The organism is Pelomonas margarita (genome assembly GCF_043555875.1).
Classification (GTDB): Bacteria; Pseudomonadota; Gammaproteobacteria; order Burkholderiales; family Burkholderiaceae_C; genus Pelomonas; species Pelomonas margarita.
On sequence record NZ_JBIGHW010000016.1, the window covers coordinates 61,643 to 80,896 of the forward strand.

Annotated in this window: 17 protein-coding genes; 13 read left to right on the plus strand and 4 right to left on the minus strand. The window is 69.6% G+C overall.

Translation table 11 applies throughout. The features are described from left to right. Positions 1-30 precede the first annotated feature (30 nt). The 4 genes from ACG0Z3_RS20915 (at position 31) to ACG0Z3_RS20930 (ending at position 5,213) form a co-directional block, all read left to right on the plus strand. Positions 31-1,572 (plus strand): methyl-accepting chemotaxis protein, encoded by a 1,542-nt coding sequence (locus ACG0Z3_RS20915; RefSeq protein ID WP_394401349.1) that lies wholly within the window; start codon positions 31-33, stop codon positions 1,570-1,572. 143 nt (positions 1,573-1,715) lie between these two features. Next, positions 1,716-2,900, plus strand: coding sequence for a urate hydroxylase PuuD (locus ACG0Z3_RS20920; protein WP_394401352.1), 1,185 nt, complete (start codon positions 1,716-1,718; stop codon positions 2,898-2,900). After that, positions 2,897-4,183 (plus strand): glycerate kinase type-2 family protein, encoded by a 1,287-nt coding sequence (locus tag ACG0Z3_RS20925; protein WP_394401355.1) that lies wholly within the window; start codon positions 2,897-2,899, stop codon positions 4,181-4,183. The genes ACG0Z3_RS20920 and ACG0Z3_RS20925 overlap by 4 nt, the downstream gene beginning before the upstream one ends. A 190-nt stretch (positions 4,184-4,373) precedes the next feature. Further along, on the plus strand, positions 4,374-5,213 hold the full coding sequence (locus tag ACG0Z3_RS20930; protein ID WP_394401358.1) for an HDOD domain-containing protein: 840 nt from the start codon (positions 4,374-4,376) through the stop codon (positions 5,211-5,213). Between the two features lie 30 nt (positions 5,214-5,243). Here ACG0Z3_RS20930 and ACG0Z3_RS20935 read toward each other — a convergent pair whose 3' ends face one another. Beyond that, entirely contained in the window at positions 5,244-5,789 is a 546-nt protein-coding gene (locus ACG0Z3_RS20935; protein ID WP_394401361.1) for a histidine phosphatase family protein, read from the minus strand. Positions 5,790-5,887: 98 nt separating this feature from the next. On the opposite strand from ACG0Z3_RS20935, the gene ACG0Z3_RS20940 reads away from it, so the two are divergent. The 4 genes from ACG0Z3_RS20940 (at position 5,888) to ACG0Z3_RS20955 (ending at position 9,637) form a co-directional block, all read left to right on the plus strand. Beyond that, on the plus strand, positions 5,888-7,141 hold the full coding sequence (locus tag ACG0Z3_RS20940; protein ID WP_394401364.1) for a lipoprotein-releasing ABC transporter permease subunit: 1,254 nt from the start codon (positions 5,888-5,890) through the stop codon (positions 7,139-7,141). After that, positions 7,134-7,811 (plus strand): lipoprotein-releasing ABC transporter ATP-binding protein LolD, encoded by a 678-nt coding sequence (gene lolD / locus ACG0Z3_RS20945; protein ID WP_394401366.1) that lies wholly within the window; start codon positions 7,134-7,136, stop codon positions 7,809-7,811. The genes ACG0Z3_RS20940 and lolD overlap by 8 nt, the downstream gene beginning before the upstream one ends. Next, positions 7,808-8,665 carry a formyltetrahydrofolate deformylase gene (gene purU, locus ACG0Z3_RS20950; protein ID WP_394401369.1) on the plus strand — a complete coding sequence of 286 codons (858 nt, stop codon included), beginning with the start codon at positions 7,808-7,810 and terminating at the stop codon, positions 8,663-8,665. The genes lolD and purU overlap by 4 nt, the downstream gene beginning before the upstream one ends. Before the next feature lie 147 nt (positions 8,666-8,812). Then, positions 8,813-9,637 (plus strand): TatD family hydrolase, encoded by an 825-nt coding sequence (locus ACG0Z3_RS20955; protein ID WP_394401371.1) that lies wholly within the window; start codon positions 8,813-8,815, stop codon positions 9,635-9,637. A 13-nt stretch (positions 9,638-9,650) separates the two neighbouring features. Here ACG0Z3_RS20955 and ACG0Z3_RS20960 read toward each other — a convergent pair whose 3' ends face one another. The 3 genes from ACG0Z3_RS20960 to ACG0Z3_RS20970 form a co-directional block, all read right to left on the minus strand. Next, entirely contained in the window at positions 9,651-11,804 is a 2,154-nt protein-coding gene (locus ACG0Z3_RS20960; protein WP_394401373.1) for a hypothetical protein, read from the minus strand. A gap of 106 nt (positions 11,805-11,910) precedes the next feature. Next, entirely contained in the window at positions 11,911-12,843 is a 933-nt protein-coding gene (locus ACG0Z3_RS20965; protein ID WP_394401394.1) for an MOSC domain-containing protein, read from the minus strand. Beyond that, positions 12,726-13,535: a mechanosensitive ion channel family protein gene (locus ACG0Z3_RS20970; protein WP_394401397.1), complete on the minus strand. Its 810-nt coding sequence runs from the start codon at positions 13,533-13,535 to the stop codon at positions 12,726-12,728. The genes ACG0Z3_RS20965 and ACG0Z3_RS20970 overlap by 118 nt, the downstream gene beginning before the upstream one ends. 17 nt (positions 13,536-13,552) lie before the next feature. Between ACG0Z3_RS20970 and ACG0Z3_RS20975 the strand changes: the two genes are divergently transcribed. The 5 genes from ACG0Z3_RS20975 (at position 13,553) to ACG0Z3_RS20995 (ending at position 18,838) form a co-directional block, all read left to right on the plus strand. Continuing rightward, the gene (locus ACG0Z3_RS20975) at positions 13,553-14,113 is read left to right on the plus strand and encodes a DNA-deoxyinosine glycosylase (RefSeq protein ID WP_394401376.1); all 561 of its coding nucleotides are present in this window, start codon (positions 13,553-13,555) and stop codon (positions 14,111-14,113) included. A 50-nt stretch (positions 14,114-14,163) separates the two neighbouring features. Continuing rightward, on the plus strand, positions 14,164-14,937 hold the full coding sequence (locus tag ACG0Z3_RS20980) for a spermine/spermidine synthase domain-containing protein (RefSeq protein WP_394401379.1): 774 nt from the start codon (positions 14,164-14,166) through the stop codon (positions 14,935-14,937). Positions 14,938-14,948: 11 nt separating this feature from the next. Continuing rightward, positions 14,949-16,736: a type IV pilus assembly ATPase TfpB gene (tfpB, locus tag ACG0Z3_RS20985; RefSeq protein WP_394401382.1), complete on the plus strand. Its 1,788-nt coding sequence runs from the start codon at positions 14,949-14,951 to the stop codon at positions 16,734-16,736. 115 nt (positions 16,737-16,851) lie between these two features. Then, on the plus strand, positions 16,852-17,316 hold the full coding sequence (locus tag ACG0Z3_RS20990) for a tripartite tricarboxylate transporter TctB family protein (RefSeq protein ID WP_394401385.1): 465 nt from the start codon (positions 16,852-16,854) through the stop codon (positions 17,314-17,316). 10 nt (positions 17,317-17,326) lie between these two features. After that, a complete protein-coding gene (locus ACG0Z3_RS20995) occupies positions 17,327-18,838 on the plus strand; it encodes a tripartite tricarboxylate transporter permease (RefSeq protein WP_394401388.1) in 1,512 nt (503 codons plus the stop codon). Positions 18,839-19,254 lie beyond the last annotated feature (416 nt).

Consider the following 19,254-nt stretch of genomic DNA (forward strand, 5'->3'; position numbering starts at 1 on the left):
GCGCGGGGCCTCCGTGAGCGGTTGGCCAGGTTGGCCACAGTTCAAAAGCTGGCGCTGGCCTTCGGCTGGCTGATTCTGCTCACGCTGGTCATCGGGCTGGGGGCCTTGTTCGCGCTCGGCCAGGTGCGGGACGCGTCCAGCGCGCTGGCGTCGCGCTGGTTGCCCAGTGCCGGGCATCTGGCGGCGGCGCGCGCTGCGTTGCTGGAACACCGCGAGTTCACGGTCCGGCACACGACAGCTGCCGATGCCGGCTACATGGACGAATACGAAGAGAAGCTGCGCGGCGCGAGGGAGGCGGTGCAGCAGGCCCTGCAGGCGCACCAAGCCCTCGTGATGCCGGGCGAGCACCAGGCGCTGCGCGCCACGTTCGACAAGCTGCTCAACGACTACCTGGATACCGTGGCCAAGGTCATCAGCCTGGACAAGTCGGGCAAGCAGGAGGACGGCAAGGAGATCAGCGAAGGCGCTGGCAAGTCGAGCTTTGACGACGCCATCGGTGCGCTGGACAAGATGGCCCAGGCCGCATTCGCGGCTGGCGAGGCGGCCGGGACGGCCTCCGACCAGGTCTATCAGCGGGTGTTCAAGATCGCGCTCGGCTTGCTGGCGCTGGCGGTGGGCACCGGCCTGCTGCTGGCGGTGTTGATTGCGCGCGGCCTGTCGCGTGACCTGGGGGGCGAGCCGCGCGAGGCGGCGGAGCTGCTGCAGCGCATCGCCAGCGGCGACCTGACGCACACCGTGCCGGTGCGGCCAGGCGATTCGCTCAGCCTGATGGCCAGCCTGGCCGGCATGCAGGAGCGCCTGATCGGCGTGGTGGATCAGGTGCGCCGGGGGGCTGACAGCGTGGCCACGGCCAGCCATGAAATCGCCTCGGGCAACATCGACCTGTCGCAACGCACCGAGATGCAGGCGGCCGCGCTGCAGCGCACCTCGGGGTCGATGGACCAACTGCGCGAGCAAGCCCTGGGCAGCGCCGACAACGCGCGTGACGCCAGCGGGGTGGCGAACGCGGCTTCGGGCATTGCGGCCCAGGGTGGCGAGGTCGTGGGCGGTGTGGTGTCCACCATGCGCGGCATCTCCCACAGCTCGGCCCGCATTGCGGAAATCACCGGGGTTATCGACGGCATCGCGTTCCAGACCAACATCCTGGCGCTGAACGCGGCCGTGGAGGCCGCCCGGGCCGGCGAGCAGGGCCGCGGCTTCGCCGTCGTGGCGGGCGAAGTGCGCAGTCTGGCTCAGCGCAGTGCGACGGCAGCGCGCGAGATCAAGCAGTTGATCACGGCCAGCGTGGAGCAGATTCAGCAAGGCTCCTCGCAGGTGGACCGCGCCGGGGCCACCATGCAGGAGGTGGTGGCTGCGATCCAGCGTGTGGATCGCATCGTTACCGAGATCGCCCAGACGGGCTCTCACCAAGCACAGCAGGTCAACGACATCGGCAAGGCCGTGCTCGAGATGGACCAGAGCACCCAGCAGAACGCCGCGCTCGTCGAGGAAAGCGCTGCAGCGGCCGAGAGCCTGCGCGCGCAGGCGCAGCAGCTGGTGCAGGCCGTGGCCTTCTTCCGGCTGGGTCGCTGAGCGGGCAGCCCGTCGCGGCGACGCGACGGGCGCTTGCATACACTCGCGCGCTGTCGCAGCGGTGTCGGGCGCCTGGCGTGCCTGAAGACGCGACCCTGGGGCCCCACAGCACCCGCCGTGGTGGGGCCATGGAGAGACGCGACTTGGAAACCTACCTGCTCGACTGGGCCAACCTGCTGCTGCGCTGGCTGCACGTCATCACCGTCATCGCCTGGATCGGCGCCTCGTTCTACTTCGTCTGGCTGGACAACCACCTCGTCAAGCCGACAGCCGACGACCTGAAGGCCAAGGGCGTGGGCGGCGAGTTGTGGGCCGTGCATGGCGGTGGCTTCTACAACCCGCAGAAGTACCTGGTGGCGCCGGTCAACCTGCCCAAGGACCTGCACTGGTTCTATTGGGAGAGCTACTGGACGTGGATGAGCGGCTTCGCGCTGTTCGTCGTGCTCTACCTGTTCAACGCCAGCCAGATGCTGATCGACCCGCGCGTGTACGCCTGGGGCGCGCCGTGGCAGGCCGTGTGCGCGGCGCTGGGCTTCCTTGTCGTCGGCACGGCGGTGTACGACATCGCCTGCGTGACGCTGGGCCGCACGCGCGACGGCAACATCGGCAACGATGGCCGCGTGCTGGCGGTCGTCGCGCTGTTCATCGTGTTCGCCAGCTGGCTGGCCTGCCAGCTGTTTGCCGGCCGGGCGGCCTTCCTCATCGTGGGCGCGACGCTAGCGACGCTGATGACGGCCAACGTGGCGCACTGGATCATCCCGGGCCAGAAGAAGGTCATCGCGCAGATGCGCGCCGGCCAGGCGCCCGACCCGATTCACGGCCAGCGCGGCAAGGAGCGCAGCGTGCACAACACCTGGTTCGGCCTGCCGGTGCTGATCGCGATGCTCAGCAACCACTACGGCATGCTGCACCAGCACCCGCACAACTGGGCCGTGCTGTGCGTGTTGATGGCCGCAGGCGTGGCCATCCGACTGTTCTTCGTGAAGCGCCACAAGGGCGTCAACAGCTGGGGCGCCATCGTGCTGGCGCTGGCGCTGCTGGCCGCGTTGGTGGTGGGGATGGCGCCCCGGCCGCAGCCGGCCGCCGCTGCGGCGCCCACGCCGGTCACACTCGCCCAGGTGCAGGCCATTGCCGCACAGCGCTGCCTGGCCTGCCACAGCGGCGAGGCGGCGCAGAAGGGCGTGCGGCTGGACTCCGCCGAAGCGCTGCTCGCCCACCGGGCCGCCATCTACCAGCAGGTGCAGGTGCAGCGCCTGATGCCGCTGAACAACGCCACCGGCATGACCGACGAGGAGCGTGCGCTGATGGGCCGGTGGGCCAAGCCATGACGCCCGACCCGCGCGCGCTGCTGCGCCAGCTCTACGCCGCCGCCGTGGCCCGCGCACTGCCCGGGCAGATGCTGGCGGCCCAGCTGCCGCCGCCTCCGCTGGGGCGTACCGTGGTGCTGGGCGCCGGCAAGGCCGGCGGCGCGATGCTGCAGGCGCTGGAGGCCGCCTGGCCGGCTGAGGCGCCCTTGTCGGGCCTGGTGATCACGCGCTACGGCCATGTGCCGCCGGGCTGGCGGCCGCGCCGCGTGGAGCTCGTCGAGGCGGCGCACCCCGTGCCGGATGCCGCCGGCCAGGCAGCCACGGCCCGGCTGTTGGCGCTGACGCAGGGGCTGACGGCCGACGACCTCGTCATCTGCCTGATCTCCGGCGGCGGTTCGGCGTTGCTCAGCCAGCCCGCAGCCGGGCTGACGCTGGCGGACAAGCAGGCCGTCAACCGCGCGCTGCTGCTGAGCGGCGCGGGCATTGCCGAGATGAACTGCGTGCGCAAGCATCTGTCCGCCATCAAGGGCGGCCGGCTCGCGGCGGCCTGCGCGCCGGCCCGCGTGCTGACGCTGGCCATCAGCGATGTGCCGGGCGACGACCCGGCCGTCATCGCCTCCGGCCCCACGGTGGCCGACGCCAGCACCTGCGCCGACGCACTGGCCATCTGTCGCCGCTATCGCATCCACCTGCCCGAGGCCGCGCGCCTGGGGCTGGAGCAGGGCGCGTTCGAGACCCCCAAGCCCGGCGACCCGCGCCTGGACGGCCACGCGCTGACGATGCTGGCCACGCCGCAACTGAGCCTGGAGGCGGCCGCCGCGCTGGCGTGCGAGCACGGACTGGCGGCCCACATCCTCAGCGACGACATCGAGGGCGAGTCCCGCGTCGTCGGCGGCGTGCATGCCGCGCTGGCGCGGGCCGTGGCGCGGCGCGGCCAGCCGTTCGCGGCGCCCTGCGTGATCCTGTCCGGCGGCGAGACCACGGTCACCGTCGACCCCGCACGGCCCGCCGGTCGCGGTGGCCGCGCCACCGAGTTTCTGCTCGGCTGTGCGCTCGCGCTGCAGGGCGAGCCGCGCGTGTGGGCGCTGGCGGCCGACACCGATGGCATCGACGGCGTGGGCCCGCATGCCGGCGCGCTGCTCACGCCCAGCAGCCTGGCCCGCGCCCGCGCGCTGGGGCTGAACCCGCAGGCGCTGCTGGACGCCCACGACAGCGCCGGCTTCTTCGCGCCGCTGGGCGACCTGCTGGACGTGGGCCCGAGCTTCACCAACGTGAACGACTTCCGCGCGCTGCTGGTGCTCTAGGAGGCTGTCGGGCTTTAGGCCTGCAACTCGCCTCGGCCCTGCGGGCTGGGCCTGCAAGGCCCAAGGCCCGACAGCCTCCTAGGGTTTGCATGTGCTGCAGCTTTCCGGGTCAGCGTGACCTATTGCCGTCGCGCCGGCCAGCCCGCAGACCTAGACTGAGCCGCACTTTCTTCCGATCCAGGAGCCCGCGATGACCGCCGCCGTCGAGCATTTCTTCGCCAAAGCCAACGCCCTGCCCACGATGCCCGAAGTGGCCTCGCGCTTGCTCAGGAGCTTCGACGACGACAACGTCGGCCTGCCCCAGATCGCGGCGCTCATCGAGAAAGACCCGGCGCTCACCGCCAAGGTGCTGCGCCTGGCCAACTCTGCGCACTACAGCCCCTCGCGCCAGATCGGCAGCGTCATGGACGCCGCCCATGCGCTGGGCCTGGAGACGCTGCGCAACCTCAGCATGGCGGCCTGTCTGAGCGGCACCTTCCCGAAGGTGCAGGGCCTGGATCGCACCCGGTTCTGGCGCCACAGCGTGGCCACCGCCAACTACTCGCGCATCCTGGCGCGCATGCTGGGCACCGACAGCGCTACCACCGACACCGCCTACCTCGCCGGCCTGATGCTGCGCACGGGCCAGCTGCTGATGGCCGCCGACTCGCCCGAGCAGGTGCAGGACGTGGAGGACCACGCCGCCGAGCCGGGCAGCCGCTTCTCGCTGGAGGAGCACCGCTTCGGCTGCACGCACGCCGACGTGACGGCGTCGCTGGCTTCGCGCTGGCACTTCCCCGACCGGCTGGTGGAGGCCTTCAAGGACGCCAGCACGCCGCTGGAGATCCGCCCCTTCTCGCTGATCGCCGGCGTGCTGCATGTGGCCGAGGTGCTGGCCGATGCCGCTGAGCATCAGGACGAGCCGGTGCACGCGCTGGAGGTGGCCGTGCCCGATCTCATCGAGCACCTGCACCTGGACCTGGACATGCTGGCCGTCAAGGTGGCCGCCGCCGGTGATCCGGCGGCCGAGGTGGAGCAGATGCTGCACTGACGGCCCGGGAGGGGGCTCGCCCCCGGCGCGCTATAGGCAGCCGGCCTCGGGCGCCGCGCCCGGGGCGCCGTAGCTGAAACGCGCCCAGCGCAGCGGCACCGCCGCCGGCTGCAGCACGAAGGCATGCTGGAAGCTCGTCTCGCACAGTTCGGGCAGCTTCGGCCCGCCCAGTGCGGCGAGCAGCGGCGTGACCGTGTTGCTGTGGCCCACCACCAGCACCGCGCCGGTCTGGGCGCGCACCGCGTCGGCCACGGCCTGCACGTGGCCGGGCATGTCGCCAGGCCGGGTTTCGATGACCTGCGGCTGCAGGCCCAGGGCCTGGGCCAGCGGCGCTGCCGTGGCGCTGGTGCGCTGGTATTGCGTCGTCACGACGGCGTTGACGCGCAGCCCCGCCAGCGACTGGGCCAGCGCCTGCGCGCGCAGCTCGCCGGCGGGCGACAGCGCCGGGTCGTTGCCGCCCTCGGCGGCCTTCTCGGCATGGCGCACGACGATGACGAGATCGGGCAGGGCCCGCGCGGGCAAGGCCAGCGACGTTGCCAGCAGGCAGGCTGCCGACAGGAAAGACAGGCGCTTCATCGCATCTCCTGAAGCCCGGCAACCGGGGTGGCGAACATTCTCTGCGGAGTCGGCCAGTTACCATCCCGGCCCCATGCAGTCTGCCATCGCCCCGCCCCATGCCGTCGCCGTTTGAACTCCAGGTCGGCTGGCGCTACGTGCGCGCCGGCCGCGGCGGGCGGCGCAACGCCTTCATCAGCTTCATCTCCGGCGCCTCGATGGTGGGCATCGCGCTGGGCGTGATGGCGCTCATCGTCGTGCTGTCGGTCATGAACGGCTTCCAGAAGGAAGTACGCGACCGCATGCTCAACGTCATCGCGCACGTCGAGCTGCTGAACTATTCCGGCCAGGCGCTGCCCGACTGGCATGCCACCGCCGCGAAGGCGCGCGAGAACCCGGCCATCGTCGGCGCGGCGCCCTTCATCGCCAACCAGAGCCTGATCGCCCGCGGCGAGGACATGCGCGGCACCGTTATCCGCGGCATCTCGCCGGCTGAGGAGGCCACTGTCACCGGCCTGGGTGCGCAGCTCAAGGACACCTACGCCAGGCTCGTCCCCGGCGCCTGGAACATCGTGCTGGGCGCCGAGCTGGCCCGCCAGCTGAACGTGGGCGAGGGCGACAAGATCACCGTCGTCGCGCCCGGCGGCCAGGTCACGCCGGCCGGCGTCGTGCCGCGGCTGAAGAGCTTCAACATCGTGGGCGTCTTCCACTCCGGCCACTACGAGTACGACGCGGGCCTGGCGCTGGTGCACGTGGACGACGCGGCCAAGCTGTTCCGTACCGAAGGCCCCACGGGCGTGCAGCTGAAGCTGCGCGACGTGCACGACGCCCGCCGCGTGGCCGCCGAGCTGGCCGGGCAGATGGGCCCGGAGACCCTCGTGCGCGACTGGACCCGCTCCAACGCGACCTGGTTCGACGCCGTGCAGATCGAGAAACGCATGATGAGCATCGTGCTGACGCTGATCGTCGCCGTCGCGGCCTTCAACCTCGTGTCTACGCTGGTGATGACGGTGACCGACAAGCAAAGCGACATCGCCATCCTGCGCACCCTGGGCGCCAGCCCGCGCTCGGTGATGGGCATCTTCATCGTGCAGGGCGCCGCATCCGGGATCATCGGCACGCTGGCCGGCGTGGTGCTGGGGCTGCTGATCGCCTTCAACATCGACGTCATCGTGCCCGCCATCGAACACCTGCTGAACGTCAGCTTCCTGCCGGGCAGCATCTACCTGATCAGCCAAATGCCCAGCGACCCGCAGAGCGGCGACATCGTCCCCATCGCCATCGGCTCGCTGAGCCTGGCCTTCCTCGCCACGCTCTACCCGAGCTGGCGCGCCAGCCGCGTGCAGCCGGCGGAGGCGCTGCGCTATGAGTGATGCCGTGATCCAGGCCACCGGCCTGACCCGCCGCTTCAAGGAAGGCGAGCTGGACGTGACCGTGCTGCGCGGCGTGGACTTGACGGTGCGCCGTGGTGAGACCGTGGCCATCATCGGCGCGTCGGGCTCCGGCAAGTCCACGCTGTTGCACCTGCTGGGCGGGCTGGATCAGCCCACCACCGGCGGCGTGACGCTGATGGGCACGTCCTTCGCTTCCATGGCCGAAGCCGAGCGCGGCCGCTGGCGCAACCAGCACCTGGGCTTCGTCTACCAGTTCCACCACCTGCTGCCCGAGTTCTCGGCGCTGGACAACGTGGCTATGCCGCTGCGCATCCGCCGCCAGACCCCGGCGCAGGCGCGCCAGGTGGCCGCCGAGATGCTGGCCCGCGTGGGCCTGAAAGACCGCGTGCAGCACCGCCCGGCGGAGCTCTCCGGCGGCGAGCGCCAGCGTGTGGCCATCGCCCGAGCGCTCGTCACGCGCCCGGCCTGCGTGCTGGCCGATGAGCCCACCGGCAACCTCGACCGCGACACCGCCGACGCCGTGTTCGCACTGATGTTGGAGCGCGCCCGCGAACAGGGCACTGCCTTCGTCCTCGTCACCCACGACCGCGACCTCGCGGCACGCTGCGACCGGCAGCTGCACCTGGTCAAGGGCCAATTTCAGTCATGACCGCTCCACGTTTCGTTCTCAAGCTCTCCTGCCCCGACCGCGCCGGCATCGTGCACGCCGTCACCGGCGTTCTGCTGCAGCAGGGCGGCAACATCATCACGTCGCACCAGCACGGCGATGCGGATCACCAGCGCTTCTTCATGCGCATCGAGTTCGAGGCCACCGCCGAAGAAGCAGCCCTGCAGGCCGCCTTCGCGCCGCTGGCCAGCGAGTTCGGCATGGACTGGGAGCTCGTCGCCCGCGCCCGCAAGACGCGCGTGCTGCTGCTGGTGTCCAAGCTGGGCCACTGCCTGAACGACCTGCTGTTCCGCGTGCAGACGGGGCACCTGCCCATCGAGATCCCGGCCATCGTGTCCAACCACCGCGACTTCTACCAGCTCGCGGCGTCGCACAACATTCCGTTCCATCACTTCCCGCTGCTGGGCGCCACGGACGCGCAGAAGGCCGCGCAGGAAGACAAGATTCGCGACGTGATGGCCGAGAACCAGATCGACCTCGTCGTGCTGGCGCGCTACATGCAGATCCTGTCGCCCGCGCTCTGCCGCGACCTGTCGGGCCGCGCGATCAACATCCACCACAGCTTCCTGCCCAGCTTCAAGGGCGCCAAGCCTTATCACCAGGCCTACGAGCGGGGCGTGAAGCTGATCGGCGCCACCGCTCACTACGTGACCAGCGACCTCGACGAGGGCCCGATCATCGAGCAGGAGGTTGCCCGTATCGACCACAGCATGCCGCCCGAGCAGCTCGTCGGCATCGGCCGCGACATGGAATGCGTGGCGCTGGCGCGGGCCATCCAGTGGCATGCGGAGCACCGCGTGCTGCTGAACGGCAACCGGACGGTTGTCTTCCGATAGTTCAGTGAGACGCCGCCTCGTTCTGCTCAGCCTGCTGCTGGCAGCGGTCGCGGCGGCGTACCCGGCGTGGTGCTCGGTGCAACAGGATCGCTGCTTGGACGCAGGCGGGCGCTGGCTGGCGGAACGGCGCACCTGCGAGTTCTAGCCATGTGGATCGACACCCACTGCCACCTCGACGCGGCCGAGTTCGACGCTGATCGAGACGCCGTCGTCGGGCGCGCCCGGGCTGCGGGCGTCTCGCACATCGTCATCCCCGCCGTCGTGGCCAACAACCTGGCGCGCGTGCGCGAGCTGGCGCATCAGCACGACTTCAGTTACGCGCTGGGCATCCATCCGCTGTACGTGATGAACGCCGGCCCCGGCGACCTGGACCGCGTGGCCGAGGCGCTGCAGCAGCACCGGGACGACCCGCGGCTGGTGGCCGTTGGCGAGATCGGGCTGGACTACTTCGTCGACGGCATCGACCCCGACACCCAGCAGCATTTCTACGTCGAGCAGCTCAAGCTCGCCAAGCGTGCCGGCCTGCCGGTGCTGCTGCATGTGCGGCGCAGCGCCGACAAGCTGCTGGCCGGCCTGCGCCGCGTGGGGTTCACGCACGGCGGCATCGCCCATGCGTTCAACGGCAGCGAGCAACAGGCGCAGGCCTTCATCGACCTCGGGTTCAAGCTGGGCTTCGGCGGCACGCTGACCTTCGAGCGCTCGTTGCAGATCCGCCGCATCGCGGCGACGGTGCCCGAGACGGCGCTGGTCATGGAGACCGACGCGCCGGACATCCCGCCGCAGTGGCTCTACCGGACGGCCGCCGAGCGCCACGCGTCTGCGGGTCAGGGGCGCAACGAGCCGGCGGAGTTGCCGCGCATGGCGCAGAGTCTGGCGGCACTGCGCGGCTGGACGCTGGCGCATACCGCGGTGACCACGACCGCCAACGCCTTCGCGGCACTGCCGCGACTGGCGTCACTGGCTGCCGCCTGACGGCTGAACGCCGTCAAGGCACCAAGGGCAGCACGCTGTTCAGGCGCACGGACCCGGTGATCGGCGTGTAGTCGCCGACGCCGCGAACGACGAAATCGAGCGCCAGCTTCGTGACGGTGCCCGAGGCGTCGGTCTCCAGCTCCCGCACGGTGAAGTCGCTGCCCCACGGCATGAAACCGATCTGGCGCATGTCGAATTCGAGCAGTGGCACGCCGTCGGGCTTGCCGGCCGCGGCGGGGCTCCAGGCATTGGTGTACTGGCCCGGTCGCAGCGCGCTGCCATCGGCGCTGCGCAGCCGCAGCGACCAGTCGGGGTACTGGGACGCAGGGCCGGCGCGGTCCGAATACTGGAGGGTCAGGCTGTCAACGCTGCTTCGAGCGACCTGCAGCTGGCCGACCGCCGGGCCGCCCCAGATGAACTGCTCCGGCAGCGTGAAATTCGTCGGCTTGACATGGATGAGGCTGGACCAGGCCAGGGCGGTGTCATGCACGGTGCGGATGACGATGTCCGCGCTCTCGCTGGTGCCGTCGGCCAGCGCCATCGTCAGGCGCAGCGTCGCCGAGCCGATGCCGGCAGCGCCGGCGCCGAGTGCGATGTCGGTCTCGGCGGCCGTGGGGGCCGCGATGACCACCGGCTGGCCTGACACCTGCGTCCAGCGGTAGGTCACCGCTGGCGCGCCTGCGGGCTGCGCGAACGTGCCGACCCGGGTGTTCTGCGTGGCACTCAGGTATTGCGGCAGCTTGTAGAAAGCCGGCCTCGGATTGAGGTAATCCAGCGTCTGGAAACCGCCGACGACACCCTTGTAGAGGTCCAGCGTGCCCCCGGTGGTGGCGCGCAGCAGCTGGCCCTGCGCCGAGGGCGCGCCGGTGTCCAGCAGCAGTTCGTACTGGCGGGAATAGCGCAGCGGCTGGGCGGGCTTGATCAGCACCAGCGCGCCCAGGGTCTGCACCGTGACGGGCACTTCCTGCGGTGTGCCCGTGCCGCCGGGCAGCGGGCCTTTGTCCATCAGCCGCCAGGTCCAGCCGGTGCTGCCCACGGGCGGCCGCGTGAACTGGAGGCGCAACGTGTCCTGGACAGCGACCGTGGTGGACGCCCGGAAGGGCGCGCGCAGCGAGAGTTCGTTGGGGTCCAGCGCATAGGTGTTGCCTCGTCCGCCGGCGGTGTAGTCCGCGAAGAAATAGCCGGAGATCAGCCCGGCGTCCGTCCAGCGGGCATCACCGGACATGTCCAGAACGCCATCGCCGCCGAAGTCCACCTTGACGCCGATCTCCGGGCTCGTGCCGCCGGTGCTGATGACGTCGATGCGCACCTCGTCCTTGGCGGCGCCCTGCATCAGCAGCCAGCCCTGGCCTGGCCGCGCCTCGGGCAGCGTATCCAGCCACGAAGAAATGCCCACGGGCGTGCTGACATCGAAGCTGCCGCCGAGCTCCGGCGACGCGTAGCGCATGCGCAGGTCCAGGTAGGAGCGGGCCTCGTCCCAGTGCTGGCGCTTTTCCATCTTGAATGCGCTCACCCGGTCGCCGGCAATGGACATCCAGGGGATGTCGAACAGCACCTCGTCGCTGGCGCCGTCGCCCAGCGTGAGCGTTGTGCGCGTGTCGCTGGGGCTCCAGGCCAGGCGCATCGTGCCGGACATGCGGAAGTCGGTCGTCTTGTCGCCCACCGTCGCGGAGACGCCCATGCCCGGCAGCGCGACCGTTACCACCGCGACGAAGCCGCCGGAGCCATCGACGCTGTTGATCTTCACGCTGGCTGTACCGTCCACCATGCGGGCCAGTGGTTCGCGGTGGCAGCCGGCGAACTGCATCGTGATCACATCGCCGGCGCTGACGGCGCCGCTGCCGTCGTTGTCCTGGAATGTGCGGTTCCAGGTACCGGTGCCGCCCTGGCAGCTGCCAGAGTCCGCGACCTTCTTGCGCTGCATGGTCGCCACCACGTCGTCGCTGAGCGCGTTGCCCAGCCGCATCAGGCCTTCGGTCGCCCAGAGCGGATAGCCCGCCACTCGGCCGGCGTTGCTGGCATTGAACTTCAGCGTGGCACCGGTGGCGCCCGGGTTGCTGCCGGCGCCCGGGCTGGTGCCCGTGCTTGGAGGCGGTGTGGGCGCGGTGCCCGGGCCATCACTGCCGCCACCACCGCCGCCGCCGCATCCGGCCATCGCCAACGCCATGGCTGCCGATCCCAGCCCCGCCCATTTCCACATGCCTGCTCCCTGCGCGTCTCTTTTGTTCACGCATTGTGGCGGTAGGAATCTGCCGGCTGCGGGCGGTGTGGACTCAATCGAAATCCAGCGTCAACGCCACGCGGTCGCCCACGCGCAGCGTGCCGGCGCCGCTGCCGCGCGCATAGATGCCGAACTGCACCGGCATACCCGGCGCGCGTTCGGCGCTGAGCCGCACCAGCGCATCCATCGCGGGCGGCTGCGGCTCGGCGGTGGCCGGGTCCACGGTGGGCATCACGCAGCGCACGCAGACGTTCGTGCGGTCCAGCGTCAGCGCGCCGATGCGGGCCTGGGTCATCAGGTCCTCGATGAACGGTGGCAGGTCGCCATCGTCGGCGGCGGTCAGCACGATGTTGGGCCGTGCGCGTTGCGCCGCGCCGGCCAGGGGCTGGGTCGTGGCGTCGCGCCAGGCTTGCAGCGATGCGTCGCCCACCAGGTGCAGCGCGTTCAGCAGGGGCCGGCGCTGCGCCTCGTGGCTCAGGCGCACCAGGCGCAGCCGCTCGCCGGTAGCTGCACGCAGCAACGCGGCGGCGGCCTCGCCGGCGTCCCAGGCCTGGATCTGGTCGAAGCCCTTGATGCTGTCGTTCCACGCGTTGACGGTGACGGCGTCGCCGCCCTGTGCGGGCAGCGTCAGCGCGTGGCCGTCGGCCCGCAGCGTGAGACCGCCATCGCCCAGCGATGCGCTGACCCACGCCAGCTGCGGGAAGGCGCCCATCCACGTCAGCTCGGCGTCGGCGTTGCCGATGCCCCAGCCGCGGTCGCCCACGGGCCAGCCCTCGGCGTCGAGCGCCAGCGTGTCAACGGCTTCGCCGGCGCAGGATTTGACGGGGTAGCGCCAGAGGCTGGCGATGCGGGCGGTCAGGTCGGATATCAGCGGTTCCGCGGTGTGATCGGGGTCTCGGGCACCGGGTAGCCGGCGGCACCGAACGTCGCGACGACCGCCTTGTGCGTGTCGAAGTAGACCTGCCAGTAGTGGTCGGTGTGGCAGTAGGGGCGCACGCACAGCAGCGGGCCTTCGGGCGTGAACTGCAGGATCTCGATGTCGGGCGCGGGCGAGCTCATGACGTTGGGGATCGCGGCGATGGCCGGCCGCAGCCGGGCGATGGCGTCCAGCGGGTCCACCGAGTTGGCGACCTTGGCGACGCAGTCGACGCGGCGGTGCGGCAGCGTCGAGAAGTTCTGGATGGCGCCACCGAACACCGTGTTGTTGCCGACGATGGTGTGCACGTTGTCCGGGCTGGTGATCGTCGTGCCGAACAGGCCGATCTCGGTGACGGTGCCGCTCACGCCGCCGGCCTGTACGAAGTCGCCCACCTTGAACGGCCGCAGCACCTGCATGAAGACGCCGGCGGCGAAGTGGGTCAGCAGCCCGCCCCAGGCGGTGCCGATGGCCAGGCCCGCGCCGGCCAGCAGCGCCGCGAACGACGTCGTCTTGACGCCGAAGATGTCCAGGATGGACAGGATCAGCACGAGGTTCAGCAGCACGCTGAGGATGGAGCGCAGGTAGGTGACCAGCGTCGAGTCGATGTGCTTGCCGCGCAGCAGCGCCGCCGAGAACAGCCGCAGCGCCAGTGAGATGAGCCACCGGCCCACGACCCAGGCGGCGATGGCCGCCAGCACCTTGAGGCCGAAGTCGGCGCCCTGCGTGCTGAGAAACTGCCAGATGGCTTCGGTGTTCATCATTCCAAGTACTCCCGTTGAAATCCTCCACATCCTCTCAGCCGCCGGCCCCCGGTGCCAACCCCGCAAACCCCGAGCCTGAGCGGCGCCTCGTCGGCCTGGCGCCGGTGTTCGACGCGCGGGCGCGGCTGCTGGTGCTGGGCAGCTTCCCCGGCGCGGCATCGCTGCAGGCCGCGCAGTACTACGCCCATCCGCGCAACGCGTTCTGGCCGGTCATGGCGGCGCTGACGGGCGAGGCCGGCCTGGCCGGGCGCCCCTACGCCGAGCGGCTGCAGGTGTTGCGCGGGCACCGCATCGCGCTGTGGGACGCCGTGGCCGCCTGCCGCCGCGAGGGCAGCCTGGACACGGCCATCCAGGCCGCCGAACCCAGCGACCTGCGCGAGCTGCTGGCGCGGCTGCCGGCGCTGCGCGCCATCGCCTGCAACGGCGCGCTGGCGCACAAGCAGACGCTGCTGGCGCTGGGCGCGCCGGATCTGCCGGTGCTGCGCCTGCCGTCCACCAGCCCGGCCCATGCCGGCCAGAGCCTGCCGGCGAAGATCGCCGCCTGGCTGGCCGCCGTGCAGCTTTACCTGTCGTAGCAAGATCCCCGAGGGCCGTGCCTGCCGCCTTGGCCTAGGATGCGCCGCCAATGAAATCCAAGACACCGACCTGGGGCCCCGCCACGCTGAGCGAGTTCGACGGCGTGCGTTTCCTGCACCTGGACTCGATCTGGGTGCAGGGCGCGATGCGCATCCGCAAGCCCGACCAGCTGGAACTCGAATACATCCAGCGCATGTGCGCCTGGATGCTGTGGCGCGACGAGGCGTCGCTGGGCGAGGGCCACGCCGTGCAGCTGGGCCTGGGTGCCGCGGCGCTGACGCGCTTCTGCCACGGTCAGCTCAAGATGCGCACGACGGCCGTGGAGATCAACCCCGAGGTCATCGCCGCCTGCCGGCAGTGGTTCCGCCTGCCGGCCAACGACGCGCGGCTGAATGTCGTCAACGCGGACGCCGGCCGCTGGGTCGCCGACGCGGCCCACCTGCAGACGGTCGACGTGCTCAACGTGGACCTGTACGACCACGACGCCGCGTCGCCGGTGCTGGACGACGAGGCCTTCTACGCCGCCTGCCGCAGCGTGCTGGCGGATGGCGGGCTGATGACGGTGAACCTGTTCGGCCGCAGCGCCAGCTTCGCGCGCAGCGCGCAGCGCATCGCGCGCGCTTTCGGCTCCAGCCAAGTCTGGAGCCTGGCGCCGACGAAGGAGGGCAACACGGTCGTCGTCGCCGCCCGTGGCGTGACGGTGCCGGAACGCGAGGTGCTGGAGCAGCGCGCGGCTACCATCGAATCGCGCTTCAAGCTGCCGGCCCGCAAGTGGCTGCGCCTGGTGCGGCCGCTGCCCATGAGCATCATCCAAGCGCTTTGACGACCGAAACGATGACTCCCAAGCCGAAACCCGCTGCTGCCCCGTCGTCCGCCAAGCCCGAAGGCCGCCTGGAATGGCGCCAGTTGCTGAAGTGGCTGCTGCGCGACGGCCTCATCGACGAGACGCAGTCGCAGCGCACGGAGCAGCGCTTCGCGGCGGGTGACAGTTCGCTGCACCCGCTGGTGCGGCTGGGGCATGCCAGCCTGGTGCACCTGGCCACGGGCAAGCCGCTGGACGTGGATGCGCTGTCCGAGTGGCTGGCCACGCGCGTGGGCATGCCCTACCTGCGCATCGACCCGCTGAAGGTCGACGTGGGCCGTGTCGGCGACGTGATGTCCATCGGCTACGCCGAGGCCAAGCGCTGCCTGCCGGTGCAGTTCGGCGTCAACGACGTGACCATCGCGACCTCCGAGCCCTTCGACACCGGCTGGGTGGCGCAGATCGAGTCGCATGTGCGCAAGCCCATCAAGCTGGTCATCTCCAACCCGCTGGACATCGCGCGTTACACGACCGAGTTCTTCACGCTGGCCCGTTCGGTGCGGCAGGCCGCCAAGGCTGGCGAGCAGAGCCAGGTGGCCAGCTTCGAGCAGCTCGTCGAGCTGGGCAAGAGCAACAAGCAGCTGGACGCCAACGACCAGGGCGTCGTGCAGGTGGTGGACTGGCTGTGGCAATACGCCTTCGACCAGCGCGCGAGCGACATCCACCTGGAGCCGCGCCGCGACATGGGCGTCATCCGCTTCCGCATCGACGGCGTGCTGCACACGGTCTACCAGCTGCCGCCCACCGTCATGGCGGCCATGACCTCACGCATCAAGCTGCTGGGCCGCATGGACGTCGTCGAGAAGCGCCGCCCGCTGGACGGTCGCATCAAGACACGCAACCCGGGCGGCGACGAAGTCGAAATGCGGCTGTCGACGCTGCCCACCGCCTTCGGCGAGAAGATGGTCATGCGCATCTTCGACCCCGACACGGTGGTCAAGGACCTGGCCTCGCTCGGCTTCGGCCAGCACGACTCCGAGCGCTGGGAGGGGCTGGTCAAGCAGCCCCACGGCATCATCCTCGTGACCGGCCCGACGGGCTCCGGCAAGACGACGACGCTGTACTCGACGCTGAAGCGCCTGGCCACCGACGAGGTCAACGTCACGACCATCGAAGACCCGATCGAGATGATCGAGCCGGCCTTCAACCAGACCCAGGTGCAGAACGTGCTGGACTTCGGCTTCGCCGAGGGGCTGCGCGCGCTGATGCGGCAGGACCCGGACATCATCATGGTCGGTGAAATCCGCGACCTGGAGACGGCCGAGATGGCCATCCAGGCGGCGCTGACGGGTCACCTCGTGTTCAGTACGCTGCACACCAACGATTCGGTGTCGGCCATCACGCGGCTGCTGGACCTGGGCGTGCCCAGCTACCTGCTCAGCGCCACCATCATCGGCGTGCTGGCCCAGCGGCTGGTGCGTACGCTGTGCCCGCATTGCAAGCAGCCCGATCCCACCGTCACGCGTGAGAGCCTGAACGAGCTGGTCAAGCACTGGCGCCTCGGTGGCGGCGTGAAGCCCTACAAGCCGGTGGGCTGTCTGGAATGCCGCAACACCGGCTTCCGCGGTCGCGCCGGGCTGTACGAGCTGCTGACGGTGACCGAGGGCGTCAAGTCCACGCTGGCCGATCTCGGTGCGCTGCGCCGGCAGGCCGTGCAGGAGGGACTGCGGCCCCTGCGACTGGCGGGCGCGATGAAGGTTGCCGAGGGCGTGACGACCGTCGAGGAAGTGCTGCGCAGCACGCCCGCGTGGGAAGGCTGACGCCCGCTGAGGCGGGGTGGCCTGATTACGTGTAATCCACAGCGCCGCGCACAAGCTCGGCTGACAGAATTCCCCGACAACAGAACGCGCCCCTGCGCGTTGGAGACAACAAACAATGAAGATCAAGAGCCAGCGCGACTTCTGGTCCGGGCTGATGTTCCTTGGCACAGGCGTTGCCTTTGCCTGGGGCGCGACGGAATACTCCTTTGGCACATCGGCCCGCCCCGGGCCGGGCTATTTCCCCTTCGGGCTCGGCATTCTGCTGGCCCTGATGGGCGGCCTGGTGCTGTTCAAGGCATTGACACTGGAATCCGAGGGCGGCGATCCTATCGGTGACATTGCCTGGCGGCCGCTGCTGGTCATCATCCTGGCCATCGTCGTGTTCGGCCTCGCCCTGCCGCGACTGGGGCTGGCCATCACGCTGCCCATCACGATCCTGCTGTCATCGCTGGCGGGCCGTGAGTTCCAACTGCGTGACGTGCTGCTCAGCAGCGTCGTGCTGACCGTGGGCAGTTGGGCCCTGTTCATCGTGGGCCTGAAGCTGACCATTCCGCTCTGGCCCGTTTTCATCACCGGCTGAGGCGCACGACATGGATTTGCTGAACAACCTCGCCCTCGGCTTCAGTACCGCACTGACGCTGCAGAACCTGCTTTACGCCTTCTTCGGCACCGTGCTGGGGACGCTGATCGGCGTGCTGCCCGGCCTCGGCCCCGTCGCCACCATCGCGATGCTGCTGCCGTCCATCTACGCGCTGGATGCCACGCCGGCGCTCATCATGCTGGCCGGCATCTACTACGGCGCCCAGTACGGGGGGTCGACCACGGCCATCCTGATCAATGTGCCGGGTGAATCCAGCTCCGTCGTGACGGCGATCGACGGCTACCAGATGGCACGTCGCGGCCGCGCAGGTTCCGCGCTCGCGGCCGCGGGCCTGGGCAGCTTCTTCGCTGGCTGTGTGGGCACCATCATCATTGCAGCCTTCGCGCCGCCGCTGACCGAGCTGGCTTTCCAGTTCGGGTCGGCCGAGTACTTCTCGCTGATGGTGCTGGGGCTGGTGGGCGCTGTGGTGCTGGCCTCTGGCTCGCTGGTGAAGGCCATTGCGATGATCGTGCTGGGCTTGCTGCTCGGACAGATCAACACCGACGTCATCACCGGCACGGCGCGCTTCTCGTTCGACATCCCGGAGCTGACGGACGGCATCGGCTTCGTCGTCATCGCCATGGGTGTTTTCGGCTTCGGCGAGATCATCGCGAACCTGGGCCAGCCGGCGGAGCAGCGCGAGGTGTTCACCAAGGAGGTCAAGGGTCTGTGGCCCACCAAGGAAGACTTCCAGGACGCCTGGCCGTCCGTGCTGCGCGGCACCGCCCTCGGCTCCGTGCTGGGTGTGCTGCCCGGCGGTGGCGCCCTGCTCGCGGCGTTTGCTGCGTACACGCTGGAAAAGAAGATCAACCGCAACCCCCGCGTGCCGTTCGGCAAGGGCGCGATCCAGGGTGTCGCCGGTCCGGAGAGTGCCAACAACGCCGGCGCCCAGACCAGCTTCATCCCGATGCTGACGCTTGGCATCCCTCCCAACGCGGTGATGGCGCTGATGGTGGGCGCGATGACCATCAAGGGCATCCAGCCGGGTCCGCAGGTCATGACGGGCAACCCCGAGTTGTTCTGGGGCCTGATCGCCTCGATGTGGATCGGCAACCTGATGCTCATCGTGTTGAACCTGCCGCTGATCGGCATCTGGATCAAGCTGCTGACGGTGCCCTACCGCTTCCTGTTCCCGGCCATCGTCGTGTTCTGCTGCATCGGCACGTACTCGCTGAACAACAACAACTTCGACGTCTTCATGACGGCAGGCTTCGCGCTGCTTGGCTACATCTTCTATAAGCTCAGCTGCGAACCCGCACCGCTGCTGCTGGGCTTCATCCTGGGCCCCATGATGGAAGAGAACCTGCGCCGGGCGCTGCTGCTGGCGCGAGGGGACTGGAGCACGTTCTTCACCCGCCCGCTGTCGGCCGGCCTGTTGGTGGCGGCTGCACTCATGATCGTGGTCGTGATGCTGCCGTCCATCAAGAACAAGCGCCAGGAGGCGTTCCAGGAAGAAGGCTGACCTCAGACCGTCGGTATTGACAAGGCCCGGAGCTGCTCACGCAGCTCCGGGCCTTTTTCATGGCGGCGATCCACCGTGTCGGTGGGCAATGCGACGGACGTGTGATTTGCCGCTGTGTCTGATGGGCGTAGACCGGCCGGTTGGATGCTGTGCAAGTACACGCCAGGCGCTGAAATACGCGGCAACGTCGGGGCCTGTCTTGTGTTGCCATCAAGGACTCAGCCTCCTCGGTCAATAAGAAAAAAGCTGCTCATCAAGCGTGCCCACCGCTGAGGCCTGGTGCGCCTTGAACAATCTTCGAAGTTCTCTTGTCTACGCCCAGAAATCTGTGCCAGAATAGAGGGCTTCGCTGCTCGCGGCTTCTCTTTGGGGTTGTTGTGGTGCGAAGGCGGGGCGAGAGTCCTGAAGCTGGTTCG